At 63.7% G+C, this 25,886-nt stretch carries 26 protein-coding genes; 9 read left to right on the top strand and 17 right to left on the bottom strand.

Going from position 1 to position 25,886, the window contains the following annotated elements:
• Window position 1 precedes the first annotated feature (1 nt).
• Together FNB15_RS05225 and sugE are read left to right on the top strand one after the other, a co-directional pair.
• Complete coding sequence (locus tag FNB15_RS05225) at window positions 2–2,509, top strand: methyl-accepting chemotaxis protein (protein ID WP_144067695.1); 2,508 nt, start codon at window positions 2–4, stop codon at window positions 2,507–2,509.
• 147 nt (window positions 2,510–2,656) lie between these two features.
• A complete protein-coding gene (sugE, locus tag FNB15_RS05220) occupies window positions 2,657–2,977 on the top strand; it encodes a quaternary ammonium compound efflux SMR transporter SugE (protein WP_144067694.1) in 321 nt (106 codons plus the stop codon).
• Window positions 2,978–3,071: 94 nt separating this feature from the next.
• On the opposite strand, the gene FNB15_RS05215 is transcribed toward sugE, so the two are convergent.
• From FNB15_RS05215 to FNB15_RS05185, 7 genes are all read right to left on the bottom strand, one after another.
• Window positions 3,072–3,779 carry an ABC transporter ATP-binding protein gene (locus tag FNB15_RS05215; protein ID WP_246068794.1) on the bottom strand — a complete coding sequence of 236 codons (708 nt, stop codon included), beginning with the start codon at window positions 3,777–3,779 and terminating at the stop codon, window positions 3,072–3,074.
• Window positions 3,779–4,534, bottom strand: coding sequence for an ABC transporter ATP-binding protein (locus FNB15_RS05210; protein ID WP_144067693.1), 756 nt, complete (start codon window positions 4,532–4,534; stop codon window positions 3,779–3,781). Before FNB15_RS05210 ends, FNB15_RS05215 begins: the two co-directional genes overlap by 1 nt.
• Window positions 4,531–5,823, bottom strand: a complete 1,293-nt coding sequence (locus tag FNB15_RS05205) for a branched-chain amino acid ABC transporter permease (RefSeq protein WP_144067692.1) — start codon at window positions 5,821–5,823, stop codon at window positions 4,531–4,533. Before FNB15_RS05205 ends, FNB15_RS05210 begins: the two co-directional genes overlap by 4 nt.
• A gap of 2 nt (window positions 5,824–5,825) precedes the next feature.
• Window positions 5,826–6,776: a branched-chain amino acid ABC transporter permease gene (locus tag FNB15_RS05200; protein ID WP_144067691.1), complete on the bottom strand. Its 951-nt coding sequence runs from the start codon at window positions 6,774–6,776 to the stop codon at window positions 5,826–5,828.
• 184 nt (window positions 6,777–6,960) lie between these two features.
• Window positions 6,961–8,214 carry a branched-chain amino acid ABC transporter substrate-binding protein gene (locus FNB15_RS05195; protein ID WP_221932746.1) on the bottom strand — a complete coding sequence of 418 codons (1,254 nt, stop codon included), beginning with the start codon at window positions 8,212–8,214 and terminating at the stop codon, window positions 6,961–6,963.
• A 100-nt stretch (window positions 8,215–8,314) separates the two neighbouring features.
• Window positions 8,315–8,533 carry a hypothetical protein gene (locus FNB15_RS05190; RefSeq protein ID WP_185973718.1) on the bottom strand — a complete coding sequence of 73 codons (219 nt, stop codon included), beginning with the start codon at window positions 8,531–8,533 and terminating at the stop codon, window positions 8,315–8,317.
• Complete coding sequence (locus FNB15_RS05185; protein WP_144067689.1) at window positions 8,530–9,810, bottom strand: serine hydrolase domain-containing protein; 1,281 nt, start codon at window positions 9,808–9,810, stop codon at window positions 8,530–8,532. Before FNB15_RS05185 ends, FNB15_RS05190 begins: the two co-directional genes overlap by 4 nt.
• A 237-nt stretch (window positions 9,811–10,047) precedes the next feature.
• On the opposite strand from FNB15_RS05185, the gene FNB15_RS05180 reads away from it, so the two are divergent.
• On the top strand, window positions 10,048–10,809 hold the full coding sequence (locus FNB15_RS05180; protein ID WP_144067688.1) for a FadR/GntR family transcriptional regulator: 762 nt from the start codon (window positions 10,048–10,050) through the stop codon (window positions 10,807–10,809).
• Window positions 10,810–10,926: 117 nt separating this feature from the next.
• Here FNB15_RS05180 and FNB15_RS05175 read toward each other — a convergent pair whose 3' ends face one another.
• The 3 genes from FNB15_RS05175 to FNB15_RS05165 all read right to left on the bottom strand — a co-directional run bounded on the left by FNB15_RS05175 (window position 10,927) and on the right by FNB15_RS05165 (window position 15,469).
• Window positions 10,927–12,141, bottom strand: coding sequence for a branched-chain amino acid ABC transporter substrate-binding protein (locus tag FNB15_RS05175; RefSeq protein ID WP_221932745.1), 1,215 nt, complete (start codon window positions 12,139–12,141; stop codon window positions 10,927–10,929).
• 114 nt (window positions 12,142–12,255) lie between these two features.
• Window positions 12,256–13,062, bottom strand: coding sequence for an FkbM family methyltransferase (locus FNB15_RS05170; RefSeq protein WP_185973717.1), 807 nt, complete (start codon window positions 13,060–13,062; stop codon window positions 12,256–12,258).
• Window positions 13,063–13,192: 130 nt separating this feature from the next.
• Window positions 13,193–15,469, bottom strand: a complete 2,277-nt coding sequence (locus tag FNB15_RS05165) for an NADP-dependent malic enzyme (protein ID WP_144067686.1) — start codon at window positions 15,467–15,469, stop codon at window positions 13,193–13,195.
• 199 nt (window positions 15,470–15,668) lie between these two features.
• On the opposite strand from FNB15_RS05165, the gene mutS reads away from it, so the two are divergent.
• The gene (gene mutS / locus FNB15_RS05160) at window positions 15,669–18,281 is read left to right on the top strand and encodes a DNA mismatch repair protein MutS (RefSeq protein ID WP_342777572.1); all 2,613 of its coding nucleotides are present in this window, start codon (window positions 15,669–15,671) and stop codon (window positions 18,279–18,281) included.
• Between the two features lie 87 nt (window positions 18,282–18,368).
• Here mutS and FNB15_RS05155 read toward each other — a convergent pair whose 3' ends face one another.
• Together FNB15_RS05155 and FNB15_RS05150 are read right to left on the bottom strand one after the other, a co-directional pair.
• Window positions 18,369–18,722, bottom strand: a complete 354-nt coding sequence (locus FNB15_RS05155; RefSeq protein ID WP_144067684.1) for a hypothetical protein — start codon at window positions 18,720–18,722, stop codon at window positions 18,369–18,371.
• 48 nt (window positions 18,723–18,770) lie between these two features.
• Window positions 18,771–19,292 carry a mismatch-specific DNA-glycosylase gene (locus FNB15_RS05150; RefSeq protein ID WP_221932744.1) on the bottom strand — a complete coding sequence of 174 codons (522 nt, stop codon included), beginning with the start codon at window positions 19,290–19,292 and terminating at the stop codon, window positions 18,771–18,773.
• A 272-nt stretch (window positions 19,293–19,564) separates the two neighbouring features.
• On the opposite strand from FNB15_RS05150, the gene FNB15_RS05145 reads away from it, so the two are divergent.
• Together FNB15_RS05145 and FNB15_RS05140 are read left to right on the top strand one after the other, a co-directional pair.
• Window positions 19,565–19,774, top strand: coding sequence for a cold-shock protein (locus FNB15_RS05145; protein WP_144067682.1), 210 nt, complete (start codon window positions 19,565–19,567; stop codon window positions 19,772–19,774).
• Complete coding sequence (locus FNB15_RS05140) at window positions 19,771–20,097, top strand: YkgJ family cysteine cluster protein (RefSeq protein ID WP_221932743.1); 327 nt, start codon at window positions 19,771–19,773, stop codon at window positions 20,095–20,097. The genes FNB15_RS05145 and FNB15_RS05140 overlap by 4 nt, the downstream gene beginning before the upstream one ends.
• An 88-nt stretch (window positions 20,098–20,185) precedes the next feature.
• Here the strand turns inward: FNB15_RS05140 and FNB15_RS05135 are convergent, their stop codons facing one another.
• Both FNB15_RS05135 and FNB15_RS05130 read right to left on the bottom strand, forming a co-directional pair.
• A complete protein-coding gene (locus tag FNB15_RS05135) occupies window positions 20,186–20,680 on the bottom strand; it encodes a GNAT family N-acetyltransferase (protein ID WP_221932742.1) in 495 nt (164 codons plus the stop codon).
• Window positions 20,677–21,039 (bottom strand): GFA family protein, encoded by a 363-nt coding sequence (locus tag FNB15_RS05130; protein WP_144067681.1) that lies wholly within the window; start codon window positions 21,037–21,039, stop codon window positions 20,677–20,679. The genes FNB15_RS05135 and FNB15_RS05130 overlap by 4 nt, the downstream gene beginning before the upstream one ends.
• Before the next feature lie 371 nt (window positions 21,040–21,410).
• Between FNB15_RS05130 and FNB15_RS05125 the strand changes: the two genes are divergently transcribed.
• From FNB15_RS05125 to FNB15_RS05115, 3 genes are read left to right on the top strand one after another with little or no spacing between them, the layout of a single operon-like run.
• A complete protein-coding gene (locus FNB15_RS05125) occupies window positions 21,411–22,652 on the top strand; it encodes a threonine synthase (RefSeq protein WP_144067680.1) in 1,242 nt (413 codons plus the stop codon).
• Between the two features lie 9 nt (window positions 22,653–22,661).
• Window positions 22,662–23,195, top strand: a complete 534-nt coding sequence (locus tag FNB15_RS05120; protein WP_144067679.1) for a PAS domain-containing protein — start codon at window positions 22,662–22,664, stop codon at window positions 23,193–23,195.
• Window positions 23,196–23,210: 15 nt separating this feature from the next.
• Entirely contained in the window at window positions 23,211–23,702 is a 492-nt protein-coding gene (locus FNB15_RS05115; RefSeq protein ID WP_144067678.1) for a PAS domain-containing protein, read from the top strand.
• 6 nt (window positions 23,703–23,708) lie between these two features.
• Here FNB15_RS05115 and FNB15_RS05110 read toward each other — a convergent pair whose 3' ends face one another.
• The 3 genes from FNB15_RS05110 to FNB15_RS05100 form a co-directional block, all read right to left on the bottom strand.
• The gene (locus FNB15_RS05110; RefSeq protein ID WP_144067677.1) at window positions 23,709–24,221 is read right to left on the bottom strand and encodes a DinB family protein; all 513 of its coding nucleotides are present in this window, start codon (window positions 24,219–24,221) and stop codon (window positions 23,709–23,711) included.
• A 68-nt stretch (window positions 24,222–24,289) separates the two neighbouring features.
• Window positions 24,290–24,643 carry a bleomycin resistance protein gene (locus FNB15_RS05105; RefSeq protein ID WP_144067676.1) on the bottom strand — a complete coding sequence of 118 codons (354 nt, stop codon included), beginning with the start codon at window positions 24,641–24,643 and terminating at the stop codon, window positions 24,290–24,292.
• A gap of 73 nt (window positions 24,644–24,716) precedes the next feature.
• Window positions 24,717–25,871 (bottom strand): TAXI family TRAP transporter solute-binding subunit, encoded by a 1,155-nt coding sequence (locus FNB15_RS05100; protein ID WP_144067675.1) that lies wholly within the window; start codon window positions 25,869–25,871, stop codon window positions 24,717–24,719.
• Window positions 25,872–25,886: the final 15 nt, after the last annotated feature.

Here is a 25,886-nt window from a genome sequence, read left to right as displayed (position 1 = left end):
CATGCGCATCCGCGCCAGCTTTTTGCTTTTCATCGCCATCCTCGCCGGCATCATACTCTTTGAATCTGGGCAGGTGATCCACGACGGCTATGGGGAACGCCAGAATGCCGTCACCGCGCGCGGCCTTGCCGCCACCCAGGGCGAGTTGCTGCGCATCGTCGAACTGCTCGGCATCGAGCGCGGCGCCTATAACGCGGCGCTGCGCGACGAAAAGACCACCGATCCGAAGGGCGAGTTCATCGCCAAGCCGCGCAAGACCACCGACGACACGATTGCCGCGGCGCTGGCGGCGGCACGCGCCTCCGGTCATCCGGCCATCGACATCCGCCGCATCGAAGCGATGAAGGCGACGCTGGACGACTGGCGCGCCCGCACCGAGGCGGCGATCTCCCGGCCGCTGGCCGACCGCCCCGCCGATGTGATGAACGGCTATGTGCCGGCGCTCACCAAGGTGGTGAACGATGTCATGCCGATGCTCAACCAGATCGGCGCCGCGATCAATCACGCCGATGGCGACATCTCTGCGCCGATGGAAATCGCGCGCCTGGCGGCCGACATGCGCGCCGAGGCCAGCGTGCGCGGCACCGCCACGGTCAATGTGGTCGCCTCGGGCAAGCCGATTCCGCCGAACACCTCCATCATGCTGGCCGAACAGACCGGCAGGGTGGATGCGATCTGGGCGCGTATCGTCATGGGTGTGCAGGCGATAGATGCCTCGGCCGAGATGAAGGCCAAGGTGGAAGAGACCCGCAAGGCCTTCTACGAAACCCTGCCGCCGATCTATGCCGCGATCCGCGCCGCCAGCGACAAGGGCGAGGCCTATCCCTTCACCATGGCCGATTTTCGCGGCCGGCAGAATCCGCAGCTCTACACGGCGGGCTATCTGCGCGACGTGGCGATCACCGATACGCTGAAGCTGGCCGATGCCATCATTGCCGAGCGCACCAGCACCCTGGTGATCGACACTGTCATTGCGGCGATTTCGGCCATCCTGCTGATCCTTGGCACAATCTTCTTCCTGCGCCGCGTGATCTCGCCGCTGGGCACCATGACCACGACGATGACGCGCATCGCCGAAGGCCAGTCGGCCGAGATCGGCTATGCCGATCGCACCGACGAAGTGGGCGACATGGCCAAGGCGCTCACCGTCTTCCGCCGCAACGCCGACGAGAAGGCGCAGATGGAAGCCGACGAACGCAGCCGCGCCGATGCCGAACGCGGCCGCCTGTCCGAACAGCGTGAAAGCGAAGCGGCGATCAGCCGCGAGATCGCGCAGTTCTGCGTTGCCGTCGGCGATGGCGACTTCTCGCGCCGCATCGACATGGCCGGCAAGGATGGCGTGTTCCGCGACCTGTCGCAGCAGATGAACGGCCTGGCCGATACGCTGCAGAGCGTGCTGAGCGATCTTGGCCGCGTGCTGCAGGGCCTCAGCCATGGCGATCTCACCGCCACGGCCTCGGGCCAGTATAAGGGCGCCTTCGGCGATCTGGCCGGTGCCGCGCGTGAAACGGTCACCCGCCTGCGCGACTTTGCCGGCAAGCTGGCGGAAAGCTCGGAGACGGTGCGCACCGCCTCGGCGGAAATCTCCAGCGGCAGCCAGGATCTGGCCAGCCGCACGGAAAGCCAGGCGGCTTCGATCGAAGAAACCGCTGCCTCGATGCACGAGATCACTGCCACGGTGAAGCAGAATGCGGATAACGCCCAGGCCGCCAGCCAGCTGGCGACCGTGGCGCGCGACACTGCCGAAAAGGGCGGCAGCGTGGTGAGCGATGCGGTGTCGGCCGTGACGCAGATCGAAGCCAGCGCGCAGAAGATCAGCGACATCGTCGGGCTGATCGACGAGATCGCCTTCCAGACCAATCTGCTGGCGCTGAACGCGTCGGTCGAAGCCGCGCGTGCGGGTGAAGCCGGCAAGGGCTTTGCCGTCGTGGCGCAGGAAGTGCGTGCGCTGGCGCAGCGCTCCGCCAATGCGTCGAAGGACATCAAGGCGCTGATCAGTGAGTCGAATGCACAGGTGAAGACCGGCGCCACGCTGGTCAACCAGACCGGCGCCTCGCTCACCGAGATCGTCGGCGCCATCAAGAAGGTGTCGGATATCGTGGCCGAGATCGCGGCGGCAAGCCGCGAACAGGCCACCGGCCTGGAGCAGGTCAACACCGCCGTTGGCAGCATGGATGAAATGACGCAGCGCAATGGCGCGCTGGTCGAAGAGACGTCGGCTTCGGCGCAGTCGCTCGCCGATCAGGGTCGCCAGCTGTCTGAACTGGTCGGCTTCTTCCGCACCGGCGGCGCACCGGCCGTGGCGCGGCCCGTCGCTGCTGCGCCGGCCGCAGCGCCGAAGCCGGTGGTGGCGGCAAAGCCGGTCATTGCCAAGCCGGTGGTCGCTGCCAAAACCGTGCAGCAGGCTCAGGCCGCCCCTCGGCCCGTGCCGCGGCAGGCTCCGTCTCCGGCCCCGCGTCCGTCTCCGGCGCCTGCCGCCAATGCTGACGACGACTGGCAGGAATTCTGATCCTCTTGCCTTTCCAAATTTCAGGCCCCATATGAGGAAAAGCCGGGACGACCCGGCTTTTTCTTTGCATATCGGGCGGGGACGACCCTGCCAGCAGAGCGCCGGCCACTGCGTGCCGCGCGCCGCTAGAGCGAAAGGAAATTCGCCATGGCATGGATCATCCTGGTCATCGCCGGCCTCACCGAGATCGGCTGGGCCATCGGCCTGAAATACACTGACGGCTTCACCCGGTTATGGCCGAGTATCTTGACCGGACTCTCGATGGTGGTCAGCATCGTGCTGCTCGGCATCGCGCTGAAGACGCTGCCGCTCGGCACGGCCTATGCGATCTGGACCGGCATCGGCACGGTCGGCACCGCGATCCTCGGCATCTACCTGTTCGGCGAAAGCGCCACCGTGCTGCGGCTGGTCTGCATCGGGCTGATCGTCGCCGGCATTGTCGGGCTGAAAGTAGTGACGCCGGTTTGAAGCCTTAGTCGTCATACCCGCGAAAGCGGGTATCCCATTTTATAAACGAATAAATGGGACCCCGGCTCAAGGCCGGGGTGGCGAATGGAGGTCTTTAAACCTCCAGCCATTCCTTGCGGATGGCGGCGTTGTCTTTCAGCTGCTGCGGCGTGCCCTCGAAGACCATATGGCCGTGGCCCATCACATAGAGCCGCTGGCAGATCTTCAGCGCGATCGTCAGCTTCTGTTCGACCAGCAGGATCGAGACGCCGCGGCTGGCGATGCGCTCCAGCAGTTCGGCCACGCGCTCCACCATCATGGGGGAGAGGCCTTCGGTCGGCTCGTCCACCATGATCAGGTCGGGGTCGCCCATCAGCGTGCGGCACATGGTCAGCATCTGCTGCTCGCCGCCCGACAGCACGCCGGCCTGGGTGTCGGCGCGCTCTTCCAGGCGCGGGAAGATCTCGAACATGTCCTGCATCGACCAGCGGCCGCTGGCCTTGGTGTCCTTCTGGCCGAGATAGAGATTCTCGCGCACCGTCAGTGCCGGGAAGATGTCGCGGTTCTCGGGCACGTAGCCGAGCCCCAGTCGCGCGATCTCATGCGGCTTCCTGCCGGCGATCTCGGCGCCCTTGAACAGGATCGAGCCCTGCGGCGGCACATCGCCCATGATCGCCTTGATGGTGGTCGAGCGGCCGACGCCGTTGCGGCCCAGCAGCGAGACGATCTCGCCGGTTTTCACCTCGAAACTCACGCCATGCAGGATATGGCTCTTGCCGTAATAGGCATGCAGGTCGCGGACTTGCAGCATTGCTTCAGACATCAGTGTTCGGCCTCCATGGCCTGGCCCAGGTAAGCTTCCTGCACCGCCTTGCTGTTGCGGATGTTGGCCGGTGTATCGCAGGCGATGATCTGGCCATAGACCAGCACCGAGATACGGTCGGCCAGATCGAACACCACGCCCATGTCATGCTCCACCATCACCAGCGTGCGTCCTTCCGTCACCTTGCGGATCAGGCTGACGAAATGCGCGGTCTCGGAGCGGCTCATGCCGGCCGTCGGTTCGTCCAGCATCACCACCTCGGCACCGCCGGCGATGGTGATGCCGATTTCCAGTGCGCGCTGCTCGGCATAGGTCAGGAAGCTGGCCGGCAGCATGGCGCGGTCGGCCAGGCCGATCTGCTGCAGCACCGCCATGGCGCGGTCGTTGGCATCCTTCAGCTTGCGGGTGTTGTGCCAGAAGGAATAGCGGTAGCCCAGATGCCACAGCACGCCGCAGCGCACATTCTCGAACACCGTCATCTTGGGGAAGATATTGGTGACCTGGAACGAGCGGGAGAGACCGCGCCGGTTGATCTGGTAGGGTTTCAGCCCGGTGATATTCTCGCCATTCAGGCTGATGCTGCCCTCACTCAGCGGGAAGCGGCCCGAGATCAGGTGGAACAGCGTCGACTTGCCGGCGCCGTTCGGGCCGATGATGGCGTGGCGTTCGCCCCTGCCGACATCCAGCGACACGCCGCGGATGATCGGCGTGATGCCGAAGGATTTGTGGACGTCATGCAGGCCCAAGGCAGTCATTTCGAGGCCTCCTTGCCATGGGCGGCATTGGAATAGGCATCGGCCATGTGCGGCCCCCAGAGTTTGCCGAGCACCACGCCGCCGCCGATCAGCGCCAGCGCCACGATCCAGGGCAGCACGGTGTTGGAATTGTAGGCGATGCCGAACAGTTTCATCGCCGGACCTTCGGTGCCGGTCTTGACCAGCTGGTGATGCGCGGTCTCGATCAGCGCGACGGCTCCGGCCACGCCCATCAGCGCCGGCACCAGCATGACGGCGTAAGCCGGCACGATCTGCAGCAGGGTGCCGCGCTGCCACAGCGGCAGATGCAGCATGATCAGCCCGGCGATGCCGCCTGGCGCGAACATCACCATCATGATGAAGATCAGGCCGAAATAGAGCATCCAGGCGCCGGTCAGGTCGCTCAGGAACACCTGCAGCAGCACCACCAAGACCGCGCCCAGCACCGGGCCCATGAAATGCCCGATGCCACCGATATAAGCCATCAGCAGCACCGAGCCCGACTGCGCGCCCGAGATATTCACCGCATTCATCAGCTCGAAATTGATCGCGGCCAGGCCGCCAGCAATGCCGGCAAAGAATCCTGAAATACAGAAGGTGATGAACCGCACCATCTGCGTGGAATAGCCGACGAATTCGGCGCGTTCGGGATTGTCGCGCACCGCGTTGCACATGCGGCCCAGCGGCGTGCGGGTGAAGGCATACATGGCGATCATGCAGACAAAGCACCAGCTGGCGATCAGGTAATAGACCTCGATCTGCGGCCCGAAGCGCACGCCCCATAGCGACAGCATCTTGGTGCGGTTGGCATTGATGCCTTCCTCGCCGCCGAAGAAGCCGCGCAGGATCAGTGAGAGGGACGCAATCAATTCGCCAAGGCCTAACGAGATCATGGCGAAGACCGTGCCGGCGCGGCGCGTTGAGACTGCGCCGAAGATGAAGCCGAAGATCAGTCCCATCAGGCCGCCGACCAGCGGCACGACGGGGAGCGGGATCGGCAGCTTGCCGGCCGAGATCACGTTCATCGCATGCACGGCCAGGAAGCCGCCGAGGCCGTAATAGACCGCATGGCCGAAGCTCAGCATGCCGGTCTGGCCCAGCAGCATGTTATAGGCGAGCGAGAACACGATCATGATGCCCATCAGGCACATGGTGGTGAGCGCGGCGCCCGAGGTGAAAATCTTCGGCAGCACGAGCATCACGATGAGCGCGATCACCCAGATGCCATAGCGCCGCAGCAGGTCGAGCGCCGGATTACCGCGCGGAGCAGTCAAAGTCGTATCGGTCATCGTCAGCTCTCCCGCGTGCCCATAAGGCCCGTGGGCCGGAAGATCAGGATCAGCACCAGCATCAGATACGGCACCACCGGGCCGACCTGCGCCACCGTCACCTGCCACAGATCGCTCAGCATGCCCTGCACCGGCCGCGCCATGCCGACCGTGCTGAGCAGGTCGCCGATCGAATAGTTGATCGCGATGGCAAAGGTCTGGATCAGGCCTATCATGAGCGAGGCGATGAAGGCGCCGGGCAGCGAGCCCAGCCCGCCGAACACAACGACCACAAACAGGATCGGGCCCAGCACATGCGCCATGCTGGGCTGCGTCACCAGTGCCGGGCCGGCGATCACGCCGGCGAGGCCGGCAAGACCCGAGCCGAAGCCGAACACCATCATGAAGACCTTGGGCACGTTATGGCCCAGCATCGCCACCATGTTCGGATGCGTAAGGGCTGCCTGGATGATCAGGCCGATGCGCGAGCGCGTCAGGATCATCAGCAGCACCAGGAAGATCGCCACCGAGATCAGCAGCATGAACATGCGGAAGGCGGGATAGGTGGTGCCGAACAGTTCGAAGGCGGGGAAATCCAGCAGCCGCGGCACGCGGTAGTCCACCGGCAGCTTGCCCCAGATCATCTGCACCATTTCCTCGATCACGAAGGCGAGGCCGAAGGTGAACAGCAGTTCGGGCACATGGCCCCATTTATGGACGGTGCGCAGACCCCAGCGCTCGACCGCGGCGCCGACCAGGCCGACGCAGACGGGAGCGACAAACAGCGCGACCCAGAAATCCAGCCACTGGCTGATCTGGAAACCGAAATAGGCGCCCAGCATGTAGAAGCTGGCATGGGCGAAATTCAGCACGCCCATCATCGAGAAGATCAGGGTCAGGCCGCTGGCCAGCAGGAACAGCAGCATACCGTACAGCACGCCATTCAGCGTGGAGAAGATCACCAGTTCGAGCAATGCACGCCCCCGTTAAGCAGATGCGACCCTGTATCATTCTTATTTGTTTCGTCACTCCCGCGCCAGAAACTCATCCGGGGGAGTCCAGTCGTTCGTTTTGCTGGGTGCCCGCTTTCGCGGACATGACGATCTTATCGGAAAAAACGGCGGCCCCGATGCTCCGGGGCCGCCGCCTCTCAGGTCGTCAGCTCGGCTTCGCCATCTTGCAGCTGGTGGGCACGTCGGTTTCGCCCATCGGCACGGTGGCCGTCAGCTTCCAGCCCCAGCCGGTATTCTCTTCATCGAACTTCATATCGCCAGCCATCGGAGTGAGGGCGGAGATGTAGATGTTCTGGAAGAACTGGTGGTCTTCGGCGCGCATGTAAGTGTCTTTGCCGTAGATGTCCTTGTACTTCATGCCGCGCAGCTTCTCGACAAACACCTTCGGGTCGTTCGACTTGGCTTCGTTCATCGCCTTGGCCAGCATGTCCATCTCGTTGCGGACGCGCGGATACCACCAGCCATGGCCGGCCGACTTCTTGCGGAAGTCTTCTTCCCAGGCGAAGTTTTCCTTGGTGTTGATATTGGCGAGGCCTTCGGTGATCTGGAACACCTTGTCCTTCAGGCCGGTCTGCTTCACCGAGGTCGGGCCGCCGGCGCCACCGGCATAGTAGGTGTAGTAATTCACCTGCAGGCCGGCATCGGCCGAGGCCTTGAGCAGCAGCGAAATGTCGCTGCCCCAGTTGCCGGTGATCACGGTGTCGGCGCCGCTGGCCTTGATCTTGGCGATATAGGGCGCGAAGTCGGTGATCTTGGCGAGCGGATGCAGCTCGTCGCCGACGATCTGGATATCCGGCCGCTTGGCCTTCAGCATTTCGTTGGCGGCTTTACGCACGGCCTGGCCAAACGAGTAGTCCTGGTTGATCAGGTAGATCTTCTTGATGCCGGGCTGGGTTTTGATGTAGCTGGTCAGCGCCTGCATCTTGATGTCGCTATGCGCGTCCCAGCGGAAATGCCAGTAGCTGCACTTGTCGTTGGTGAAGGCCGGGTCCACCGCGGCATAGTTCAGGTAGACCACTTCCTTGCCGGGATTGCGCTCGTTGTGCTTGTTGACGAAGTCGATCATCGCCGCCGCGGCACCCGAGCCGTTGCCCAGCGTCAGCACGCGCGCGCCGGCATCGATGGCCTTCTGCGCCGCGATCACGGTCTCCTGCGGGCTCAGCTTGTTGTCATAGGTCAGAAGTTCCATCTTCTGGCCATTCACGCCGCCTGCCGCATTGATCTTCTCGATCATGTGCTGGAAATGCTTCACGCCGTGTTCACCGATCGGCGCCATGGCACCCGACAGCGGATCAATGAACGCGATCTTCACTTGCGCCATGGCGGGCACTGCCAGGGCCGACAATCCGAGGCCGAGCGCGAGCGCGGTCAAGCCTGTCCGGTAACCGTTGGACATCATTTCCTCCATCCTGTTTTGTTGCGGCGGCTTCTGCTCCGCCGATTCACCGTCATTGCAGCGAATGCCGTGGTCGCGCTGAAAATCCGGCCCTGCGGCCCACTCAAGCGCGGCGATCCCGATGCGAGCGGGCCGGCAAGACGGCGACCCAGCCCAGATTGCGTCGCAGGTCCTGCGCCGGCGTGCGGCCCGGAAAGCGACGATGGAAGCTGCTGATGGGCACATGCGCTGCGGCGTTGCCGCGCGCCTGTGCCGGCGCCCGCGCGGGACGCAGCATGGCAAACAGGCGCGCGAACAGCCGGCGCAGCACAGTCATGCTCATTTGGTCATGGCGGCGTAGACCATGTCGCGCATCGCTGCGCGATAGGTCAGGCGCTGCTTGGGCGACTGCATCATGAAGACGACGAACATCTTCTCTTTCGGGTCGACCCAAAAGTAAGTACCGCCCGCGCCGCCCCAGTAATAATCGCCGACGCTGCCGGGATCGGCAGACACGCCGGCCGCCGTGCGCACGCCGAAGCCGAGGCCGAAGCCATAGCCGGGGCCTGGCAGGTAATACGGGCCGGGCGTTACGCCGGTGCCCATGTGATCCGATGTCATATAGGCGAGGATCTTGGGGCTCAGGTAACGCTTGCCGTTCTGCGCGCCACCATCCACCAGCATCTGCAGGAAGCGCGCGTAATCCATCGCGGTGCCGGTCAGGCCGCCGCCGCCGCCTTCGAATTTGCCGCTTTTACGCGGATCGAAGAATTCGACGCCGCCGCCCAGGCTGCGGTCATCGGGGAAGGGCTCGGCGACGCGGCCCTGCTTGGCGGCATCGGTGACATAGAAGGCGGTGTCCTTCATGCCCAGCGGCTTGAGCAGGCGGTCGTTCAGCGAATTGTACAGCGACTTCTTGTCGACCACTTCCACCACGCGGCCGAGAATGTCGGTCGAATGGCTGTAATCCCACACCGTGCCGGGCTGATAGGCCAGCGGCAGTTTGGCGATGCGTTCGGCGAATTCCGCATTGTCCGGATCGCCGTTCAGCACCTCGCCATACATCGCCTTCACGGCGCCGACGCCGAAGAAGCCATAGGTAATGCCTGAACTGTGGCGCATCAGGTCCTGCACGCTCATCGCACGGCGCGGCGCCACGAGCTCCAGTGTCGGCTTGCCACCGGCCTCGGCAGGCGGCTTTTCGACGCCAACCTGCACCTTGCCAAACGACGGGATGAAGCGCGCGACGGGGTCGCTGACGTGATAGCGGCCTTCCTCCACCTGCATCATCGCCGCGACGGTGACGATCGGCTTGGTCATCGAATACATGCGGAAGATGCTGTCGCGCGTCATCTTCGCCTTGGTCTGCGGGTCCTGCACACCAAAGGCCTCGAAATAGGCGATCTTGCCTTCGCGGGCGACCAGCACCACGGCGCCGGGAATGGTGCCGGCCTCGGAGTCGGCCTTCAGGCGCGTGCCGATGCGCGCCAGCCGCTCGGCGGAAAAGCCCACACTGGCCGGATCGGCCTTGGGCAGCAGCTCGGCCGACAGAGCCTGCGGGGCGTTGAGCGCAAGGATGGCAATGCTGGCCGTGGCGGCCAGCCTGGTCAGGCTCTTCATCAGCGTTTGGCCTCCCGGGCCGATTTTTATTTTGCTTGGAGGCTATGATTGTCGGACAATCCGACCCAAGTCAAACACTGTTCGATGCCAGGAACCGGCCGGGCTGCTGGACCATGGTATGGGTCGCCGGTAGAACTGCGGCCGCTAGAGTACACGGGTGTTTTCGAACGATTCGCGTCTGCGTCGATGCTGATGTCAGTTTCCGATTATGCGGACGAACGTTCGTCGGGGGATTAAATGTCTGAGGTTGCCGAGAAATTTGCGCGGCTCACGCCGGTGCCCGCTTACCAGATGGTCGCCGAAGCCATCGAGCGCGAGATTCTGTCCGGCCGCCTGCGCCCCGGCGACCCGATCGGCACGGAGGCGCAGCTGGTGCGCCAGTTCGGCGTCAACCGATCAACCGTGCGTGAAGGCATCCGACTGCTGGAACAGAGCGGCATGGTGCAGCGCGATTCCAGCCGCCGCCTTGCCGTCGGCCTGCCGCATTACGACCAGCTCGCCACCCGCGCCAGCCGCGCGCTGATCCTGCACCAGGTCACCTTCCGCGAATTGTGGGAAGCGACCATGGCGCTCAGCCTGGCGACCATCGACCTCGCCGTGGAACGCGCCACCCAGGAAGAGATCGCAACGCTGGAAGCCAATATCGACGCCACCGAGGCCTCGCTCGACGATCCGTCCGCCGTCGCCGCCTATGACAGCGAATTCCACGTCATGCTGGAAAAGACCGCGCGCAACCGCGTGCTCGAACTGGCGCGCGAACCCTCCAACATGCTGATCTATCCCACCACGCATGTGGCGGTGCAGGGCACCGAACAGGGCGGCCGCCGCCTGGTGGAAGCGCATCGCATGCTGGTGCAGTCGCTGAAGCTGCGCGATGTCGAACTGGGCCGGCTATGGACGCGCCGTCACCTGAATGACTGGCGCAAGGGCTTCGAGCGCACCGGCAACGACCTCGACCAGCCGGTCGATCTGGTCACCGCGCCCTCGGCGATGGCGTAGGGCTTTTCAAAAACAAAGTTGTCATGCCCGGCCTTGTGCCGGGCATCCACGCCTTCCTATGTTGACGTCGCCGAGACGTGGATGGCCGGGACAAGCCCGGCCATGACAAGGAAGATGTCAGAACGCCGCCATCCGGCAACTCGTCGGCAGCGCGGTTTCGGCCGCCTTCACCACGCCGGCGGTTTTCCAGCCCCAGCCGGTTTTCTCTTCATCGAATTTCATGCTGCCTTCCAGCGGCCCAAACGACGTTACATACAGGTCCTGCAGCACCTGGTGGTCGCTGGCGCGCATCGTCGCGGTGCCGCCGTACATCGTGGCGCGCGACGCCCCGCTCAGCGCGGCGGCCAGCGCCTTGGGCTCGGCGCTCTTCGCCTTCACCACGGCATCATGCAGCATGTCCATCAGCAGTCGCGCGCGCGGCACATTGAAGCTGCCGCCGTAGCGCGCACGATAGTCGGCATCCAGGCCGTCGCTCATCTGCATATTGGAATGGCCTTCGATCACCGCGAAAACTCTGTGTGCGAGTCCGGTCTGGCGCACGGCCGTCGGGCTGCCGATGCCGCTGGCGTAATAGGTGTACCAGCCGGTCTGCAGGTTGGCGTCGGCCGCCGACTTCAGCAGCAGCGCCAGATCGTTGCCCCAGTTGCCGGTGATCACGCTGTCGGCGTTGCTGGCCTTGATCTTGGCCACATAAGGCGAGAAGTCGTTGATCTTCGCCAGCGGGTGCAGCTCGTCGCCCACCACCTCGATATCGGGGCGGTGTTGCTTCAGCATGGCCAGCGCTGCGGCGCGCACCGCCTGGCCAAACGAATAATCCTGGTTGATCAGGTAGACGCGTTTGATCTGCGGCTGCGTGGCGATGAACTTCACCAGCGCCAGCATCTTCATGTCGGCATGCGCATCGAAACGGAAATGCGCCGGGCTGCATTTGTCGTTGGTCAGCGCCGGATCGATCGCCGAGATGTTGAGGAACAGCACGGCCTGCTGCGGATTGCGCTCATTGTGCTTGGCGACGAATTCGTTCAGCGCGCCGGCGGCCGCCGAGGAATTGCCGGCGATGAAAATGCGGATGCCGGCATCGATGGCCTTCTGCGCCTGGATGATGGCTTCCTGCGCGTTCAGCTTGTTGTCGAAGCCGGTGATCTCGTAGCGCGCGTCCTTGCCGCTCAGCCGCTCGCCCATGACGCGCAGATGGTTCAGCGCATTCTCGGTGACGGCCGCGGCCGGACCCGACAGCGGATCGATGAAGGCGATGCGCACCGGCACCTGTGCCTGCGCGTAAGATGTGGCGGCAGTGAAAAGCACAGCGGCAAAAGCGAGAATACGCATCATGGTCCCCAGCACAGCGAAGCTGGGCGCAAGGTAAGAAAAACCTGCGGCGTTACAAGACGCGGCGCGCTCAAATAAATGGATGTGTGCTGATAATTATCAGCGCTGCACCCCGGCTCAACCTGCACGCGGGTCGAATCTGTACCACGACATCAGATAGGGGCGGCCTTCGGAGCAGAGCAGCCAGCGTTCGTTGTCGGTGATCACCTTCAGCTCTGGAAAACCTGACAGGTCGCGCGCGCCGGTCGAGAAGCGGCGCGCGACATGCGTCGCGGCTGACTGCTGCAGCAGGCGTTGGAGCTTGTCCTGGATGTCGGGATACCATTCATGCACTTCGATGATCACGGTCGATTTCGCAAAGGCCTTGAAAGTCTCGGCGTTGATAATGTCGAATTCCGCGCCCTCGACATCGACCAGCAGCAGGGCGTCTTCCAGATCGTCTGCTGCGATTTCCTTGAAGAAATCCGGCTTGGCCTCGCCCAGGATCGTCACGCGGTCCTGCAGGCCGTTGAGTTCGGTGTTGCGCGCGATCACCTCGCGGCCCTTCTCGGTGATCTCGAAACAGTAGGATTTCTCGAACAGTTCGCCGGCCAGCACGCCCAGCCCGTAATAGCCGTCGGCGGCGCCGAGATCGATGAAGCTGCGCGGCTTGCGGCCCAGGCCGGCCAGTTCGTTGAGGATTTCCTGCTCGTAGAGGCCGAGGATCATGCCGCCGAGATCGGCGGAGCCCCAGTGCGCGTCTTCCACCAGCTTCAGCCCCTTGAACGGGCCATGGCCGATGGTGTTGGCATAATGCAGCCGGATGCGTTCCGACAGGTTGCGCCGCGCATGCACGATAGCGATGGGCAGCAGTTCGGGATGCTGCTGCGCCAAGTGATTGAAGGTGACCCTCAGGGTGTTGGAGTAGGTCTCGGCGGTGCTCATGTAACCTGTTTCGTCATCCTCGGGCTTGCCCCGAGGATCCATCTGTCAGTGCCGATCTGCACCAGCAGATGCGCGGAGAGTTGGGATGGACCCTCGGCACAAGGCCGAGGGTGACGGTTGATGTACATGCTTAGCGCGCGTTATACGCCGCCAGCGCCGCGAGGTTGACGATGTCGCTGACGCTGGCGCCCATCTGCGCGATCTGCACCGGCTTTTCCAGGCCGATCAGCAGCGGACCGATCACGGTGCCGCCGCCCAGGTCCTGCATCAGCTGTGTCGACAGCAAAGCCGAATGCAGGCCGGGCATGATCAGGACGTTCGCGGGACCAGACAGGCGGCAGAAGGGATAGAGCTTCATCAGTTCCGGGTTGAGCGCCACGCGGGCATTCAGCTCGCCGTCATATTCGAAGTCGACCTTGTGGCCGCCGGATTCCAGCGCGTCGAGTTCCATCACCGCCTGGCGCACCACTTCCACCACGCCGCCGGGCGCATTGCCGAAGTTGGAATGCGACAAGAGCGCGACGCGCGGCTCGGCGCCGAGCTGACGGGCGGCGCGTGCCGCATGGATGGCGATCTGGCAGAGATCGCTCGCGGTCGGCGTTTCGGTCACCGAGGTATCGGCGACGAAGACCGTGCGGCCCTTGGCGACGATGATGCTGAGACCCATCACGCGCTGGCCGCGCTGGGCGTCGATCGCCATGCGGATGCCGTCGTAACTGACCGAATAGGTGCGGGTCACGCCGGTGATCATCGCATCGGCATGGCCCTGGGCGACCATGCAGGCGGCGAAGATGTTGCGGTCGAGATTGACGTAGCGCTGGGCGTCGCGGTGCAGCAGGCCGCGGCGCTGGTGGCGGCGATAGAGGAAGTCGGTGTAATCCGCGTTATGCTCGCTGATGCGGGCATTGTGGATTTCGCAGCCTTCCAGATTGTGCAGGCCGATGGCCTTCAGCGTCGCCTCGATCCGCTCGCTGCGGCCGATCAGGATCGGCGTGCCATAGCCAGCCGCCTTGAACTCCAGCGCGGCGCGAATGACGGTCTCTTCCTCGCCCTCGGCGAAGACGACGCGTTTCGGATTCTGCACAACCTGGTCGAAGAAGATCTGCAGCGAGCCGACGGTGGGGTTGAGCCGGGCGCGCAGCTTGGCGGCATAGCCGGCCCAGTCGGTGATCGGCTTGCGCGCCACACCCGACTTCACCGCTGCTTTTGCGACGGCCAGCGGGATTTCCACGATCAGGCGCGGATCGAAGGGCGAGGGGATGATATAGCCCGGGCCGTATTTCGGCCGGTCGCCCTTGTAGGCGGCGGCCACTTCATCCGGCACGTCCTGGCGCGCCAGCATGGCGATGGCCTCGGCAGCGGCAATCTTCATCTCGTCGTTGATCGTGCTGGCGCGCACATCCAGCGCGCCGCGGAAGATATACGGGAAGCCCAGCACGTTGTTGACCTGGTTCGGGTAATCCGAACGACCCGTCGCCATGATCACGTCGCCGCGCGTGGCCAGCGCATCTTCCGGGGTGATTTCCGGATCCGGGTTGGCCATGGCAAACACGATGGGATTCGGCCCCATCGAACGCAGCATCTCGGACGTCACCGCACCTTTCACGGACAGGCCGAAGAAGATGTCGGCGCCCTTCATGGCTTCTTCCAGCGTGCGTGCATCGGTCTTCACGGCATGCGCGGACTTCCACTGGTTCATGCCCTCGGTGCGGCCCTGATAGACCACGCCCTTGGTGTCGCAGAGGATGACATTCTCGTTCTTCATCCCCATCGCCTTGACCAGCTCGGTGCAGGCGATGCCGGCGGCCCCCGCGCCATTCACCACCATCTTCGCGTTCTTGAAGTCGCGGCCGGTGAGATGCAGCGCATTGATCATGCCGGCGGCGGCGATAATCGCCGTGCCATGCTGGTCGTCATGGAAGATCGGAATGTCCATCAGCTCGCGCAGGCGCTGCTCGATGACGAAGCATTCCGGCGCCTTGATGTCTTCCAGGTTGATGCCGCCGAAGCTGGGCCCCAGATAGCGCACCGCGTTGATGAATTCCTCGACCTCTTCGGTGTCGACTTCCAGATCGATGGAATCGACATCGGCGAAGCGCTTGAACAGCACCGCCTTGCCTTCCATCACCGGCTTGCCGGCGAGCGCACCGAGATTGCCAAGGCCCAGAACGGCGGTGCCGTTCGAGATCACGGCCACCATGTTGCCGCGCGAGGTGTAGTCGTAGGCGAGATCGGGATTCTCGGCGATGGCCAGGCAGGGCGCGGCGACGCCGGGGCTGTAGGCCAGGCTGAGATCGCGCTGGGTCGCCATCGGCTTGGTGGGCACAACTTCCAGCTTGCCGGGCTGGCCCATCTTGTGAAATTCGAGGGCGTCGTCGTAAAGGGACGGGCTTTTCGAGTCGCTCATTTTTCTCTGCGGTTTTCCGGTTTTGATGCGCGAGGTATTTCGCTCCCGACAGCATCATAAGGCCAAGGCCGGAGGGGTTAAAAGGGCCGCCGCCTGTGGTATGTCTGCGGCCTTCCCGATTTCACATCCGAGTCGCGCCTTTCTCGTCACCGGCATGAACAAACCCGAACTCAATCTTCCCCCCGGAACATCCCCCCTGATGGCTCAATATTTGAGCATCAAGGCGGCATATCCCGACTGCGTCCTGTTCTATCGCATGGGGGATTTCTACGAATTGTTCTTCGAGGATGCGGTGAAAGCCGCCCGGGCGCTGGATATCGCGCTGACCAAACATGGCGAGCATGATGGCGAGCCGATCCCGATGTGCGGCGTGCCGGTCCATGCGGCGGACGCCTATCTCTCCCGTCTCATCCGCCAGGGTTTCAAGGTTGGTGTCTGCGAACAGGTCGAAGATCCCGCAGAAGCGAAGAAGCGCGGGTCGAAATCGGTTGTGCGGCGCGAAGTGGTGCGGGTGGTCACGCCCGGCACCATCACCGAAGACAGCCTGCTCGATGCGCGGCGCAACAATTATCTTGCTGCACTTGCACAGTCCGGCGGCTCTGATGGCCAGTTCGCACTCGCCTGGCTTGATCTCTCCACTGGCGAATTCGGCCTGACCGAAACCACGCAGGCCGGCCTCGCCGCCGATCTGGCCCGTGTTTCCCCACGCGAACTGGTGCTGCCCGAGGGCCTGCTGGCACGTGCCGAAATGCGGGCGATGTTCGAACAGCTTGATACCGCGCTCTCACCGTTGCCCTCGGCGCGGTTCGACAGCCAGGCCGGCGAACGGCGACTCAAGGCAGCACTCGGCGTCTCGGCGCTGGATGCCTTCGGCCATTTCAGCCGCGCCGAATTCTGCGCCGCCGGCGCTTTGCTCGATTATGTCGACCTGACGCAATGCGGCAGGCTGCCCCGGCTCGATCCGCCGGTGAAGCAGCCGCCCTTGAGCGTGATGGCGATCGACCCGGCGACACGACGCAATCTCGAACTGGTCGAAACCACCTCGGGCCAGCGCGATGGCGCGCTGCTCGACTGCATCGACGCGACACTGACTGGCGCCGGCGCGCGGTTGCTCGCGCAACGGCTGCAGGCGCCGCTGACCGATCCGCAGGCCATCGCCGCGCGGCATGATGCCGTGGCGTATCTCGTCGACACCACGCGGCTGCGTGCCGATATTCGTGCCGCGCTGGGCAAGGTGCCGGATCTGGCGCGCGCCTTGTCGCGGGTATCGCTGGGCCGTGGCGGTCCGCGCGATCTCAGCAGTCTGCGCGATGGCCTGAGCCAGGCCGGCGCATTGCGCCAGCGTCTGGCCGGCGAAAGCGCATTGCCGCCCGAGCTGATCTCCCTGCGCGATGCGCTCGGCGACCATGCCGTGCTGGTGCAGAGCCTGAGTGAAGCGCTGGCCGAGGAACTGCCGCTCATGCAGCGTGACGGCAATTTCGTTCGCGCCGGCTATCATGCGCCGCTGGATGAGTTGCGCGTGCTGCGTGACGAAAGCCGCCGGCATATCGCGGCTTTGCAGGACAGATATGCGGCCGATACCGGCATCAGCGGGCTGAAAATCCGGCACAACAACGTGCTGGGCTATTACATCGAGATCACGCCCGCGCATGCGCCGAAGATGGGCCAGCAGTATATCCATCGCCAGACCATGGCCAATGCCATGCGCTACGCCACGCCCGAACTCGGCGAGCTGGAAAGCAGGATCAGCCAGGCGGGCGACCGCGCGCTGGCCATGGAACTGGAAATCTTCGACCGGATGTGCAGCGAGGTGCTCGGCAACGCGCAATCGATCACACGCGCAGCCGCCGCGCTGGCGGCGCTGGATGTCGCATCCGCTTTGGCCGAACTGGCCGTGCAGCGCCGCTGGGTGCGACCGCAGATCGACGACTCTCTCAGGTTCTGCATCACCGGCGGCCGTCATCCGGTGGTGGAGTCAGCCCTTGAACGCGCCGGCCAAGGCGAGCGTTTCGTGGCGAATGACTGCGATCTCTCGGAAGGCCAGAAGCTCTGGCTGCTCACCGGCCCGAACATGGCGGGTAAATCCACCTTCCTGCGCCAGAACGCGCTGATTGCCGTGCTGGCGCAGATGGGCAGCTTCGTGCCGGCGATGAAGGCCGAGCTCGGCGTGGTCGATCGCCTGTTCAGCCGCGTCGGCGCCGCCGACGACCTGGCGCGCGGGCGCAGCACGTTTATGGTCGAAATGGTCGAGACCGCCGCGATCCTGCATCAGTCGGGCAGCCGCGCGCTGGTGATCCTGGACGAGATCGGCCGCGGCACCGCGACGTTTGACGGCCTCTCCATCGCCTGGGCGGTGGTGGAATACCTGCATGAAAAGAACCGCTGCCGCGGGCTCTTTGCCACGCATTACCACGAACTCACCGCGCTCAGCGAAAAGCTGCCGCAGCTGTCCAATCATACGCTGAAGGTGAAGGAGTGGGAGGGCGAGCTGGTCTTCCTGCACGAGGTCGGCCCCGGTGCGGCCGACCGCAGTTACGGCATCCAGGTGGCGAAGCTCGCCGGGTTGCCGGATGGCGTGCTGCAGCGCGCGTCGGAAGTTCTGCATGCGCTGGAGCAGTCTGATCAGACCGGCAGGTCGGCCAAGCTGGTCGATGACCTGCCGCTGTTCTCGCTGGCTGCGCCGGCGAAAGCGGTTGCTGCTGCGCCGCCCTCGGAAGTCGAAGGCGCGCTGAAAAAAGCTGACATCGACGCACTGTCGCCGAAACAGGCGCTGGATTTGCTGTATCAGCTCAAGGCGCTGATCAAGACTTAAGACGTGGATGCCCGGGTCAAGCCCGGGCATGACACAATATAGATTGTCATGGCCGGACTTGTTCCGGCCATCCACGTCTTCGCTTCCTCACTCCCCGTTCCGGTCCATCCGGCCATGGCTGTGCAGGAACTGCAGCACCTGCACGCTTTTCGGCAGCTCGATCAGGAATTCCCTGTCGCGCTCCAGGTGATGGATCTTCATCGGGTCGGGTCCGGCGAAGCGCGACATCGCCTCGACTGATTCCCAGTACGAGATGGTGACGAACTCGCTCTCGGTCTCGCCATCCTCGCGCAGCAGCTGCACGCCCTGCGCCTTCTGCTCCAGCGGCTTGATGCCGTGTTCATACAGATAGGTGGCGTATTCGTCGGCGCGGTCGCGCTTGACGCGACCGCGCCAGATGCGGGCCACGGTGGGGAAGAGGGCTGGGCGACCTTCGGTCATGGGGTTTCTCCTGCTTTTCAGAGAGAAATGGCGCAGACCAGCTTTGGTTCAAAGGCCGTCGAAAAGTATCTTCAACTCCCGCCACGGTGCGATATCCCAGTAGCGCACGCCGCTGCCCGAGGTCGACGGCAGCACGAACAGCCGCGTGCGCCCGATGCGCTGCGGCTGCAGCCCGTAAGGTGGCGGGCCCTGCAGGCCGAAGCTGTCGCGCAGAAACACCTGCGCCGGGCGCTTGGCCGTGAAGGCCAGGATGGCCGGGCGATACCGTTCGATCTTGGCGGCCAGCCCGGCCACATCGTCATGCTCGGGCGCGAGCGCGTCATCGTTGCCCGACTGCGTCTTGTTGATATCGGTCAGCCCGATGCCCAGCTCCAGCAGCGCCGGATAGTCACCGGGCGCGAAGCGGTGCGGCGTCAGTCCGATGTCATGTAATGTCGGCCAGAATTTGTTGCCCGGTTTGGCGTAATAAGCTTTCGCCTTTGCTGACGCCGTTCCCAGCGCCGAGCCGCAGAAAACCAGCCGCAAACCGGGCCGCAGCAGGTCGGGGATGATGGGACGGCGGTCAGACATGCGCGGCATATATCCCGGTTCTGGCGGCGAAGTCTTTAGAATGGCTGGCTAAAATAATGCAGCCCTGAATCCCTCCGAGCTATCCGCCTTGAATTGGCCGCAATTAAAGCATAGACTTCAGCCATCGACATTTTTGGCCGGACCTTCTGGCTGTCCGTCTGGCTCTGCCTGGCGCATGATCTGACCTTCTCTCCAAAAAATCGAAAACCGGGTGCCGGCTGCAGCATTGCTGCGGCTTGTTCCCTTCTTGCATCAAACTTTAGGATATTCCCATGCAGACGGGCATCGTCAAATTCTACAACTCCACCAAGGGCTTTGGTTTCATTCAGCCGGAAGACGGCGGCAAGGACGTGTTCGTCCACGCCAGCGCTCTCGAGCGCGCCGGCATGAGCCCGCTCTCGGAAGGCCAGAAGGTCTCGTTCGACACCGAGCAGGACAGCCGTTCGGGCAAGGTCGCCGTTCGTAGCATCAAGGCCGCTTGATCCAGAACGCGCCCCAGGATCAGTCCGAGGGCGCGGCAGTCTTTGACTGCCAGAGCTGTGGGGCCTGTTGCGCCTATTCGCGCGACTGGCCCCGCTTCTCACTTGAATCCGAAGATGATATCGCGCGTATCCCGGCCGAATTCGTCAATGACGCGGTCGGCTGCATGCTCAGCATCGACAACCGTTGCACGGCCCTGAGCGGCACGCTCGGCGAACACGTTGCCTGCCGCGTCTATGACGTGCGGCCCATCGTGTGCCGCGACTGCCAGCCCGGCGATGAGGAATGCCTGATCGCCAGGCGGCATTTCGGCTTTCCGGTTTAAGAAATCAACAAAAGAGAAATCGTCACTCCGCGAAGCCGGGAGTCCAGTCGATCCGTAGTCTGGATGCCCGCCTGCGCGGGCATGACGATTATATTGAAACCCGCGCCAGCATCAGCAGGCAGTCGCCCCACTCCGTGCTGCGCTGCTCGAAGCGCGTGAACCCAGCCTTTTCATAGGCGCGGATGGCGCGTGCATTGCCCGGATCGGGATCGGTGCAGACCACCGGCGCGCCCTCGTCGAACAGCCGCTGCACATGCTGCGCGATGAACGCGCTGCCATGGCCTTTGCCCAGCATGTCGGTCACACCAATCGTCTGGTCGATGCCGCGCGTGCCCGGCGGCAGATCGTTGAACGGATGCCAGTCCCAGCTATGCGGGTCGTAATCCTGCAGGAAGGCGAAGGGCGTATCATCCAGGCTGACGATCCACAGCCGCATGCCCGGTTCCTGCAGGTCGGCGGCGAGATTCTGCATCTCGTCCTCCAGCTCGCCCCACCATTCACTGGCGGCAGGCGTCTGCAGCCACTGCCGCAACAGCGGCAGGTCGGCCTCCGTCATGCGACGGAAGCCGTAAGTTTTCGTCACATGCTCTTCCCGTCGTATTTCACCGGTTCGACGGCGTCGAGGTCGAAACCGTCCAGGCAGCGCACGTTGATCGCCACCATGCGGTCGCCGGTCGGCGCGGTGCCGGTGCCGAACGACTGTATGCCGCAGGTTTTGCAGAACAGGTGATGGATGTTCATGGTGTTGAACTGGTAGTCGCTCACCGCATCCTTGCCGCGCTGCAGCTTGAAATCATCGGCCGGCACGAAGGCCAGCAGCGAACCCTTCTTGGAGCAGATCGAGCAGTTGCACGAGATCACCGGCGGGTTGAGGTCGGTCACCACCGAATAGCGCACCGCGCCGCAATGGCAGCCGCCCTGATAGGTCCGCTTCTCGCTCATCTGTCTGTCTCCCGCCATCCTGTGATTAACCAGAAGGTTATATAACCTGCAAGGTCGCAGCCTGCAACCGTCAGCTTGCAGTGCGATTTGAGTGTACTATATATGTTCTCATCATACGGCCGGAACGCCGGAAATTGAATACCATTGTATGTAATGCGCCAGGGCCGGCGAACCCGCACGAACCGCCACGAACGCCAGCGAACCGCCGCGAACACCCACGAACGCTCACGAACACCTACGAAGCGCTGCGAACACCAGCGAAGCGAAACGAACCGCAACGAAGCCTGTCATCACCCTCCCGCCCGGGCCTCGGCCTGGTCTAGGCTGTGGGGGCGTTTTCATTTTTCCAGCAGCATGAGAGTCCCCGTCCCATGAGTTTTGCCGGTCTGGTTCCCGAAACCCCCAATTTCGTCACCCATCTCGAATGCGGCATGACCGGCGAGAAGCTGCCGGCCGGACAGCTGCACAATCTCTCGCCCCAGGGCTTTCCCATCCTGGTGCGCTACGACCTGGCCGGCGTGAAGAAGGCGCTGACCAGGGAGAAGCTCGCCAGCCGCGCGCCGAACTGGTGGCGCTATCGCGAGCTGCTGCCGGTGCGCAAAACAGAGAATGTCGTCTCGCTCGGCGAAGTGATGACGCCGCTGCTCAATCTGCCGCGGCTGGCGAAAAAGCATGGCGCCACCGGCGATATCATCGTGAAGGATGAAGGTCGGCTGCCGACCGGCTCGTTCAAGGCGCGCGGGCTGGCGCTGGCCGTCTGCATGGCCAAGGAACTCGGCGTGACGAAAATGGCGATGCCGACCAACGGCAATGCGGGTGCGGCGCTGGCGGCCTATGCGAGCCGCGCCGGCATCGAGAGCGTGGTGTTCTGCCCGGACGACACGCCGCAGGTGAACATGAACGAGATCGTGCTGCAGGGCGCGCGGCTCTACAAGGTCAACGGCCTGATCAACGACTGCGGCAAACTGGTTGGCGCAGGAAAAGAGACCGCCGGCTGGTTCGATACCTCCACCCTGAAGGAGCCCTATCGCATCGAGGGCAAGAAGACGATGGGGCTGGAGCTCGCCGAACAGCTCGGCTGGGAACTGCCCGATGCGATCTTCTATCCCACCGGCGGCGGCACCGGGCTGATCGGCATGTGGAAGGCGTTTGAGGAGCTGGAGGCCATCGGCTTCATCGGCAGTAAACGCCCGAAGATGATCGCCGTGCAGGCGACCGGCTGCGCGCCGATCGTGCGCGCCTGGGAAGGCAACGAGCGCCACGCCAAATTGTGGGAGAATGCGCATACGGTGGCCGCCGGCATCCGCGTGCCGGCCGCGATCGGTGATTTCCTCATCCTCGATGCCGTGCGCAACTCGAACGGCTTCGCTCTGGCTGTGGAAGATGCCGCCATCACGGCGGCGCTGGATGAAGTGGCGAAGGAAGAGGGCTTTCTGATGTGTCCCGAGGGCGCCGCCACCTATGCGGCGTGGAAACAGGCGCTCAGCGATGGCCGCGTGAAAAAGAGCGATCGCGTGGTGCTGTGGAACTGCGCGGCGGGGCTGAAATACCCGATGGCCGATGGCGGCACGCCGCTGGATCGCCACGGTCCGATCGACTACGCCAAGCTCTAGGCCCGGATCATGGCGGGCGCGGACGGCATCACGGATTTCGTCTACGGCGTCGTCGACGCGCCCGACCAGTTGCAGCATCCGCTGATCCGTCGCCTGCATGACGACTGGCTGGCGGCGACACCACCTGAGGGCCTTCCCGGTCATGGCTTCGCCGATCCGCTGCGCCTCAGCTATCTGCTCGGCCTGCTGGTGGTGATGGATGTGGTGCGGCCAGAGAATGCGGGCGATCTGCGTTTCCGCTATCGCCTGGTCGGCACCGATGTGGTGGCGCGGCGCCGGCGCGATGTCACCGGCGACTTCATGGACCAGCATTTCGATCCTGGCGTCGCCAGCACCGGTCCGCTGGTCTGCGGGCTGGCGGTTGAACAGCGCCGGCCGGTTTACCTGACGGCGATGCGCCATATGTTTGAAAAGCACTATCCGCTCGAATATATCGTGCTGCCACTGGTCGATGCCGGCGGTAAGATCATTGACCGGCTGGTCGCGGCGCAGATCTATCCGCCGGAGACGCCGCGCCTGCCCTATGGCAGCGCCAGTGTGTGAGTTGACGGGAGTAAAATGAGCTTCACCAGCAGTGGCAGCAACTTCAGTCTTCTGTCTGCCGAAGAGCAGCTGGAAACCCTGCGGCTGAATCAGCTGTATCGCGACTGGCGACAGGCCACGCATGGCACCGTGCTGCCGGGCCGCGACTTCCTCGATCCGAAGCGGCACGGCTATCTCGACGGCATGCTGCTGGTGGTCGATGTCGAGAATTGCGAAGACGACCATTGCCGCTACCGTTATCGCAGTGCGGGCCGGCATTTCATCGAGGCGCTGAAAGTCGATCCGTCCGGCACCTATATGGACCAGCATCCGGAAGCCGAGTTCGCCGTGCAGGCGATGCGGGCCTGCGATCTGGTGGTGAAGTCGCGCCGGCCGATCCATGCCCGCGCCGACCGCGTCATCGAGGGCCGTCAGTTCCGCATCGAGTTCCTGCTGCTGCCGGTGGCCGAGCATGACGATGCGGTCAGCACCATTCTGATCGCGCAGATTTTCACGCCGCTGAAGTGAGGCGGCTCAGGCCGGCTCGCGCATGAAATAGATCATGTCCAGCGATGGCGGGCTGGCGCCGGCATGGCTCAGAAGGCCATGCACCTGGCCGCGATGATGGGTCTGATGGTTGAACACATGCATCAGCGGCGGGAACAGCGGATCGGTAAAACGCTGCCCCGCCATGTTGGCGTAAGAGAATGTGTCGCTGAGTTTCGCCGCGTCGAGTGAATCGGCGAAGGCAATGATCTCTTCGTCCTTGGCCTGCCGCGCGGCGCGCAGCTCGGCCAGGGTCTCGTGCAGGATCATGTCGAGCCGGGTCATATGCGTTGGCACGTTGCCGGTGAAGCGGCCGAACCAGATGCTGTCGCCGACCAGAAGGTGATTCAGCGTGGCATGGATCGAGCCGAAGAAGCTCGGGCGCGGCGCGTGATAATCTTCTGACGACAGCTGTGCGCAGGCCTCATAGACGCGCCGGTTGGCCCAGCGGTTGTAACGGGCGAAGCGGCGGACGTGATCGGTGAGTATGGTTTGGGGCATGGCCGCAGCTTACGGCGACGGCCCTGTGGTGCGAAGCGCGGAATTGTCCCGCTGCAATCGCGGGAAATTCAACCGATCTGATGGCCGACCCGGACCAGGTTGCCGTCCGGATCGGCAAAGTGGAATTCACGTAAACCCCAGGGGCGGTCTTCGATGGCGCTGAAGCGCGGCAGGCCCAGCGCCTGCCATTCCGCATGCAGTTTGTCGGCATCCTGGCAGCGGAAGTAGCAGGCCGACATGCTGTTTTTCGGCTCCAGCAGGATCGGCGCGGCACTGCTGCAATCGGCGAAATGCAGTTCGAACTCGTCGCGTACGATCACCAGGTAATCCGGGTAGCGGTTCTGCCGGTCGAAGCCGAGGCGACGGTAGAAGGCGGCGGTGCGGTCCAGATTGGCAGACGGCAGGATGGCGATGGCCGGCATGGGAGCGCTCCAAAAGGAAAACGGCCCGCCGGGTGAGGGCGGGCCGTTGTTACTTAGGCGATGACGGCGTGGATTACCACTCGGTCAGAACCGGTTCCATCTTGGCCTTGGTCAGCGCATCGGCGCGCGCCTTCTGCCAGGCCTTCATGAAGGCCGCCTCGTCGGCATGGCTGCCCTTGCTATGCGCGGTCCAGGCGTCGGCGAGCACCTTCTGACGCTCGATCAGGGCGGCGTTGCTCTTGTCATAGTCGGGCTTCCACACGCCGATCTCCTTGAAGTACTTGATGGCGCCTTCATGCACCGGCACCACCCAGTCGAAGACCTGGCGCTTGATATCCCAGCCGCCGTTGCCCGGTGCGGCGTCCTTGTAGTCAGGGAAGAGTTCGACCATCGCCTTGGTCATGGCATAGACCATGCCCGCATCGGCATTCGAATAGGTCATCAGCACCGGATAGGGATATGTGGCGGCTTCCACCTTTTTGGTGGCGCTCAGTTCCGGACCTTCCGCGCCCATGAAGGGCACGAAGAACGGCGCCTTCGCCTTCAGCCGCGCCCAGCCGGCCTTGTCGCTGTGCGGCACGGTCGGATACTGGATGCCGCGCGGGCTGGAGGCGAGCTGATACGCCGGGCCCGAGATCGACGAGCCGAAGGCGGCGTCGGTCTGACCCGAGATCATGCCCTGCATCGCCTGGCCGAAACCACCGAACTCGACCTTCTGCACATCGTTCCAGGTCAGGTTGGCAAAGGCCAGCAGCGCGGTGATGTTCTGGTTCAGCGACGGCGCGCCGATCACCCAGGCAACCCGCTTGCCCTTCAGGTCGGCCATGGTTTTGATATTGGCGTCTTTCGCCGTCATGATGGTGAGCAGCGCATCGGAATTGTTCAGCAGCAGCGACCGCACCGGCTGCGGACCCCAGTCCTTGGCGCCGAATTCATAGACCGCTTCCTGCGCCATGTAGGTGCCGCCGACGCCGTTGGCGGAGAAGGGCACCTTGCCATCGCGCAGCGGCACGGTGCGCGACACGTCGTTCTTGCCGGGCAGCACGCGCAGCGTGATGTTGTGCTTGTTCTTCAGCGCATTGCCGACGGCAACCGCCTGATTGTAGCCACCCGAGCCGACGTCATAGGCGGTCCAGGTGATCTGGTCGGGCAGCTTCTGCGCGAAAGCAGATGCCGAAAGCGCGAGCGCGGCAACAGCGCCGAGCAGGCCGTAAGTGTAATGACGCATGGGTGGTCTCCTCCT

Origin of the sequence: Ferrovibrio terrae (genome assembly GCF_007197755.1) — a bacterium.
Lineage (GTDB): Bacteria > Pseudomonadota > Alphaproteobacteria > Ferrovibrionales > Ferrovibrionaceae > Ferrovibrio > Ferrovibrio terrae.
The sequence above is the reverse complement of the archived record's forward strand: the minus strand, read 5'-3'. Positions and strand labels throughout refer to the sequence as shown.

What these genes read in the sequence shown, in the direction of transcription:
- FNB15_RS05225 (WP_144067695.1), top strand. Translation starts at nt 2, where the DNA reads ATGCGCATCCGCGCCAGCTTTTTGCTTTTCATCGCCATCCTCGCCGGC.
- sugE (WP_144067694.1), top strand. Translation starts at nt 2,657, where the DNA reads ATGGCATGGATCATCCTGGTCATCGCCGGCCTCACCGAGATCGGCTGG.
- FNB15_RS05215 (WP_246068794.1), bottom strand. Translation starts at nt 3,779, where the DNA reads ATGTCTGAAGCAATGCTGCAAGTCCGCGACCTGCATGCCTATTACGGC.
- FNB15_RS05210 (WP_144067693.1), bottom strand. Translation starts at nt 4,534, where the DNA reads ATGACTGCCTTGGGCCTGCATGACGTCCACAAATCCTTCGGCATCACG.
- FNB15_RS05205 (WP_144067692.1), bottom strand. Translation starts at nt 5,823, where the DNA reads ATGACCGATACGACTTTGACTGCTCCGCGCGGTAATCCGGCGCTCGAC.
- FNB15_RS05195 (WP_221932746.1), bottom strand. Translation starts at nt 8,214, where the DNA reads ATGATGTCCAACGGTTACCGGACAGGCTTGACCGCGCTCGCGCTCGGC.
- FNB15_RS05190 (WP_185973718.1), bottom strand. Translation starts at nt 8,533, where the DNA reads ATGAGCATGACTGTGCTGCGCCGGCTGTTCGCGCGCCTGTTTGCCATG.
- FNB15_RS05185 (WP_144067689.1), bottom strand. Translation starts at nt 9,810, where the DNA reads ATGAAGAGCCTGACCAGGCTGGCCGCCACGGCCAGCATTGCCATCCTT.
- FNB15_RS05180 (WP_144067688.1), top strand. Translation starts at nt 10,048, where the DNA reads ATGTCTGAGGTTGCCGAGAAATTTGCGCGGCTCACGCCGGTGCCCGCT.
- FNB15_RS05175 (WP_221932745.1), bottom strand. Translation starts at nt 12,141, where the DNA reads ATGATGCGTATTCTCGCTTTTGCCGCTGTGCTTTTCACTGCCGCCACA.
- FNB15_RS05170 (WP_185973717.1), bottom strand. Translation starts at nt 13,062, where the DNA reads ATGAGCACCGCCGAGACCTACTCCAACACCCTGAGGGTCACCTTCAAT.
- FNB15_RS05165 (WP_144067686.1), bottom strand. Translation starts at nt 15,469, where the DNA reads ATGAGCGACTCGAAAAGCCCGTCCCTTTACGACGACGCCCTCGAATTT.
- mutS (WP_342777572.1), top strand. Translation starts at nt 15,669, where the DNA reads ATGGCTCAATATTTGAGCATCAAGGCGGCATATCCCGACTGCGTCCTG.
- FNB15_RS05155 (WP_144067684.1), bottom strand. Translation starts at nt 18,722, where the DNA reads ATGACCGAAGGTCGCCCAGCCCTCTTCCCCACCGTGGCCCGCATCTGG.
- FNB15_RS05150 (WP_221932744.1), bottom strand. Translation starts at nt 19,292, where the DNA reads ATGTCTGACCGCCGTCCCATCATCCCCGACCTGCTGCGGCCCGGTTTG.
- FNB15_RS05145 (WP_144067682.1), top strand. Translation starts at nt 19,565, where the DNA reads ATGCAGACGGGCATCGTCAAATTCTACAACTCCACCAAGGGCTTTGGT.
- FNB15_RS05130 (WP_144067681.1), bottom strand. Translation starts at nt 21,039, where the DNA reads ATGAGCGAGAAGCGGACCTATCAGGGCGGCTGCCATTGCGGCGCGGTG.
- FNB15_RS05125 (WP_144067680.1), top strand. Translation starts at nt 21,411, where the DNA reads ATGAGTTTTGCCGGTCTGGTTCCCGAAACCCCCAATTTCGTCACCCAT.
- FNB15_RS05120 (WP_144067679.1), top strand. Translation starts at nt 22,662, where the DNA reads ATGGCGGGCGCGGACGGCATCACGGATTTCGTCTACGGCGTCGTCGAC.
- FNB15_RS05115 (WP_144067678.1), top strand. Translation starts at nt 23,211, where the DNA reads ATGAGCTTCACCAGCAGTGGCAGCAACTTCAGTCTTCTGTCTGCCGAA.
- FNB15_RS05110 (WP_144067677.1), bottom strand. Translation starts at nt 24,221, where the DNA reads ATGCCCCAAACCATACTCACCGATCACGTCCGCCGCTTCGCCCGTTAC.
- FNB15_RS05105 (WP_144067676.1), bottom strand. Translation starts at nt 24,643, where the DNA reads ATGCCGGCCATCGCCATCCTGCCGTCTGCCAATCTGGACCGCACCGCC.
- FNB15_RS05100 (WP_144067675.1), bottom strand. Translation starts at nt 25,871, where the DNA reads ATGCGTCATTACACTTACGGCCTGCTCGGCGCTGTTGCCGCGCTCGCG.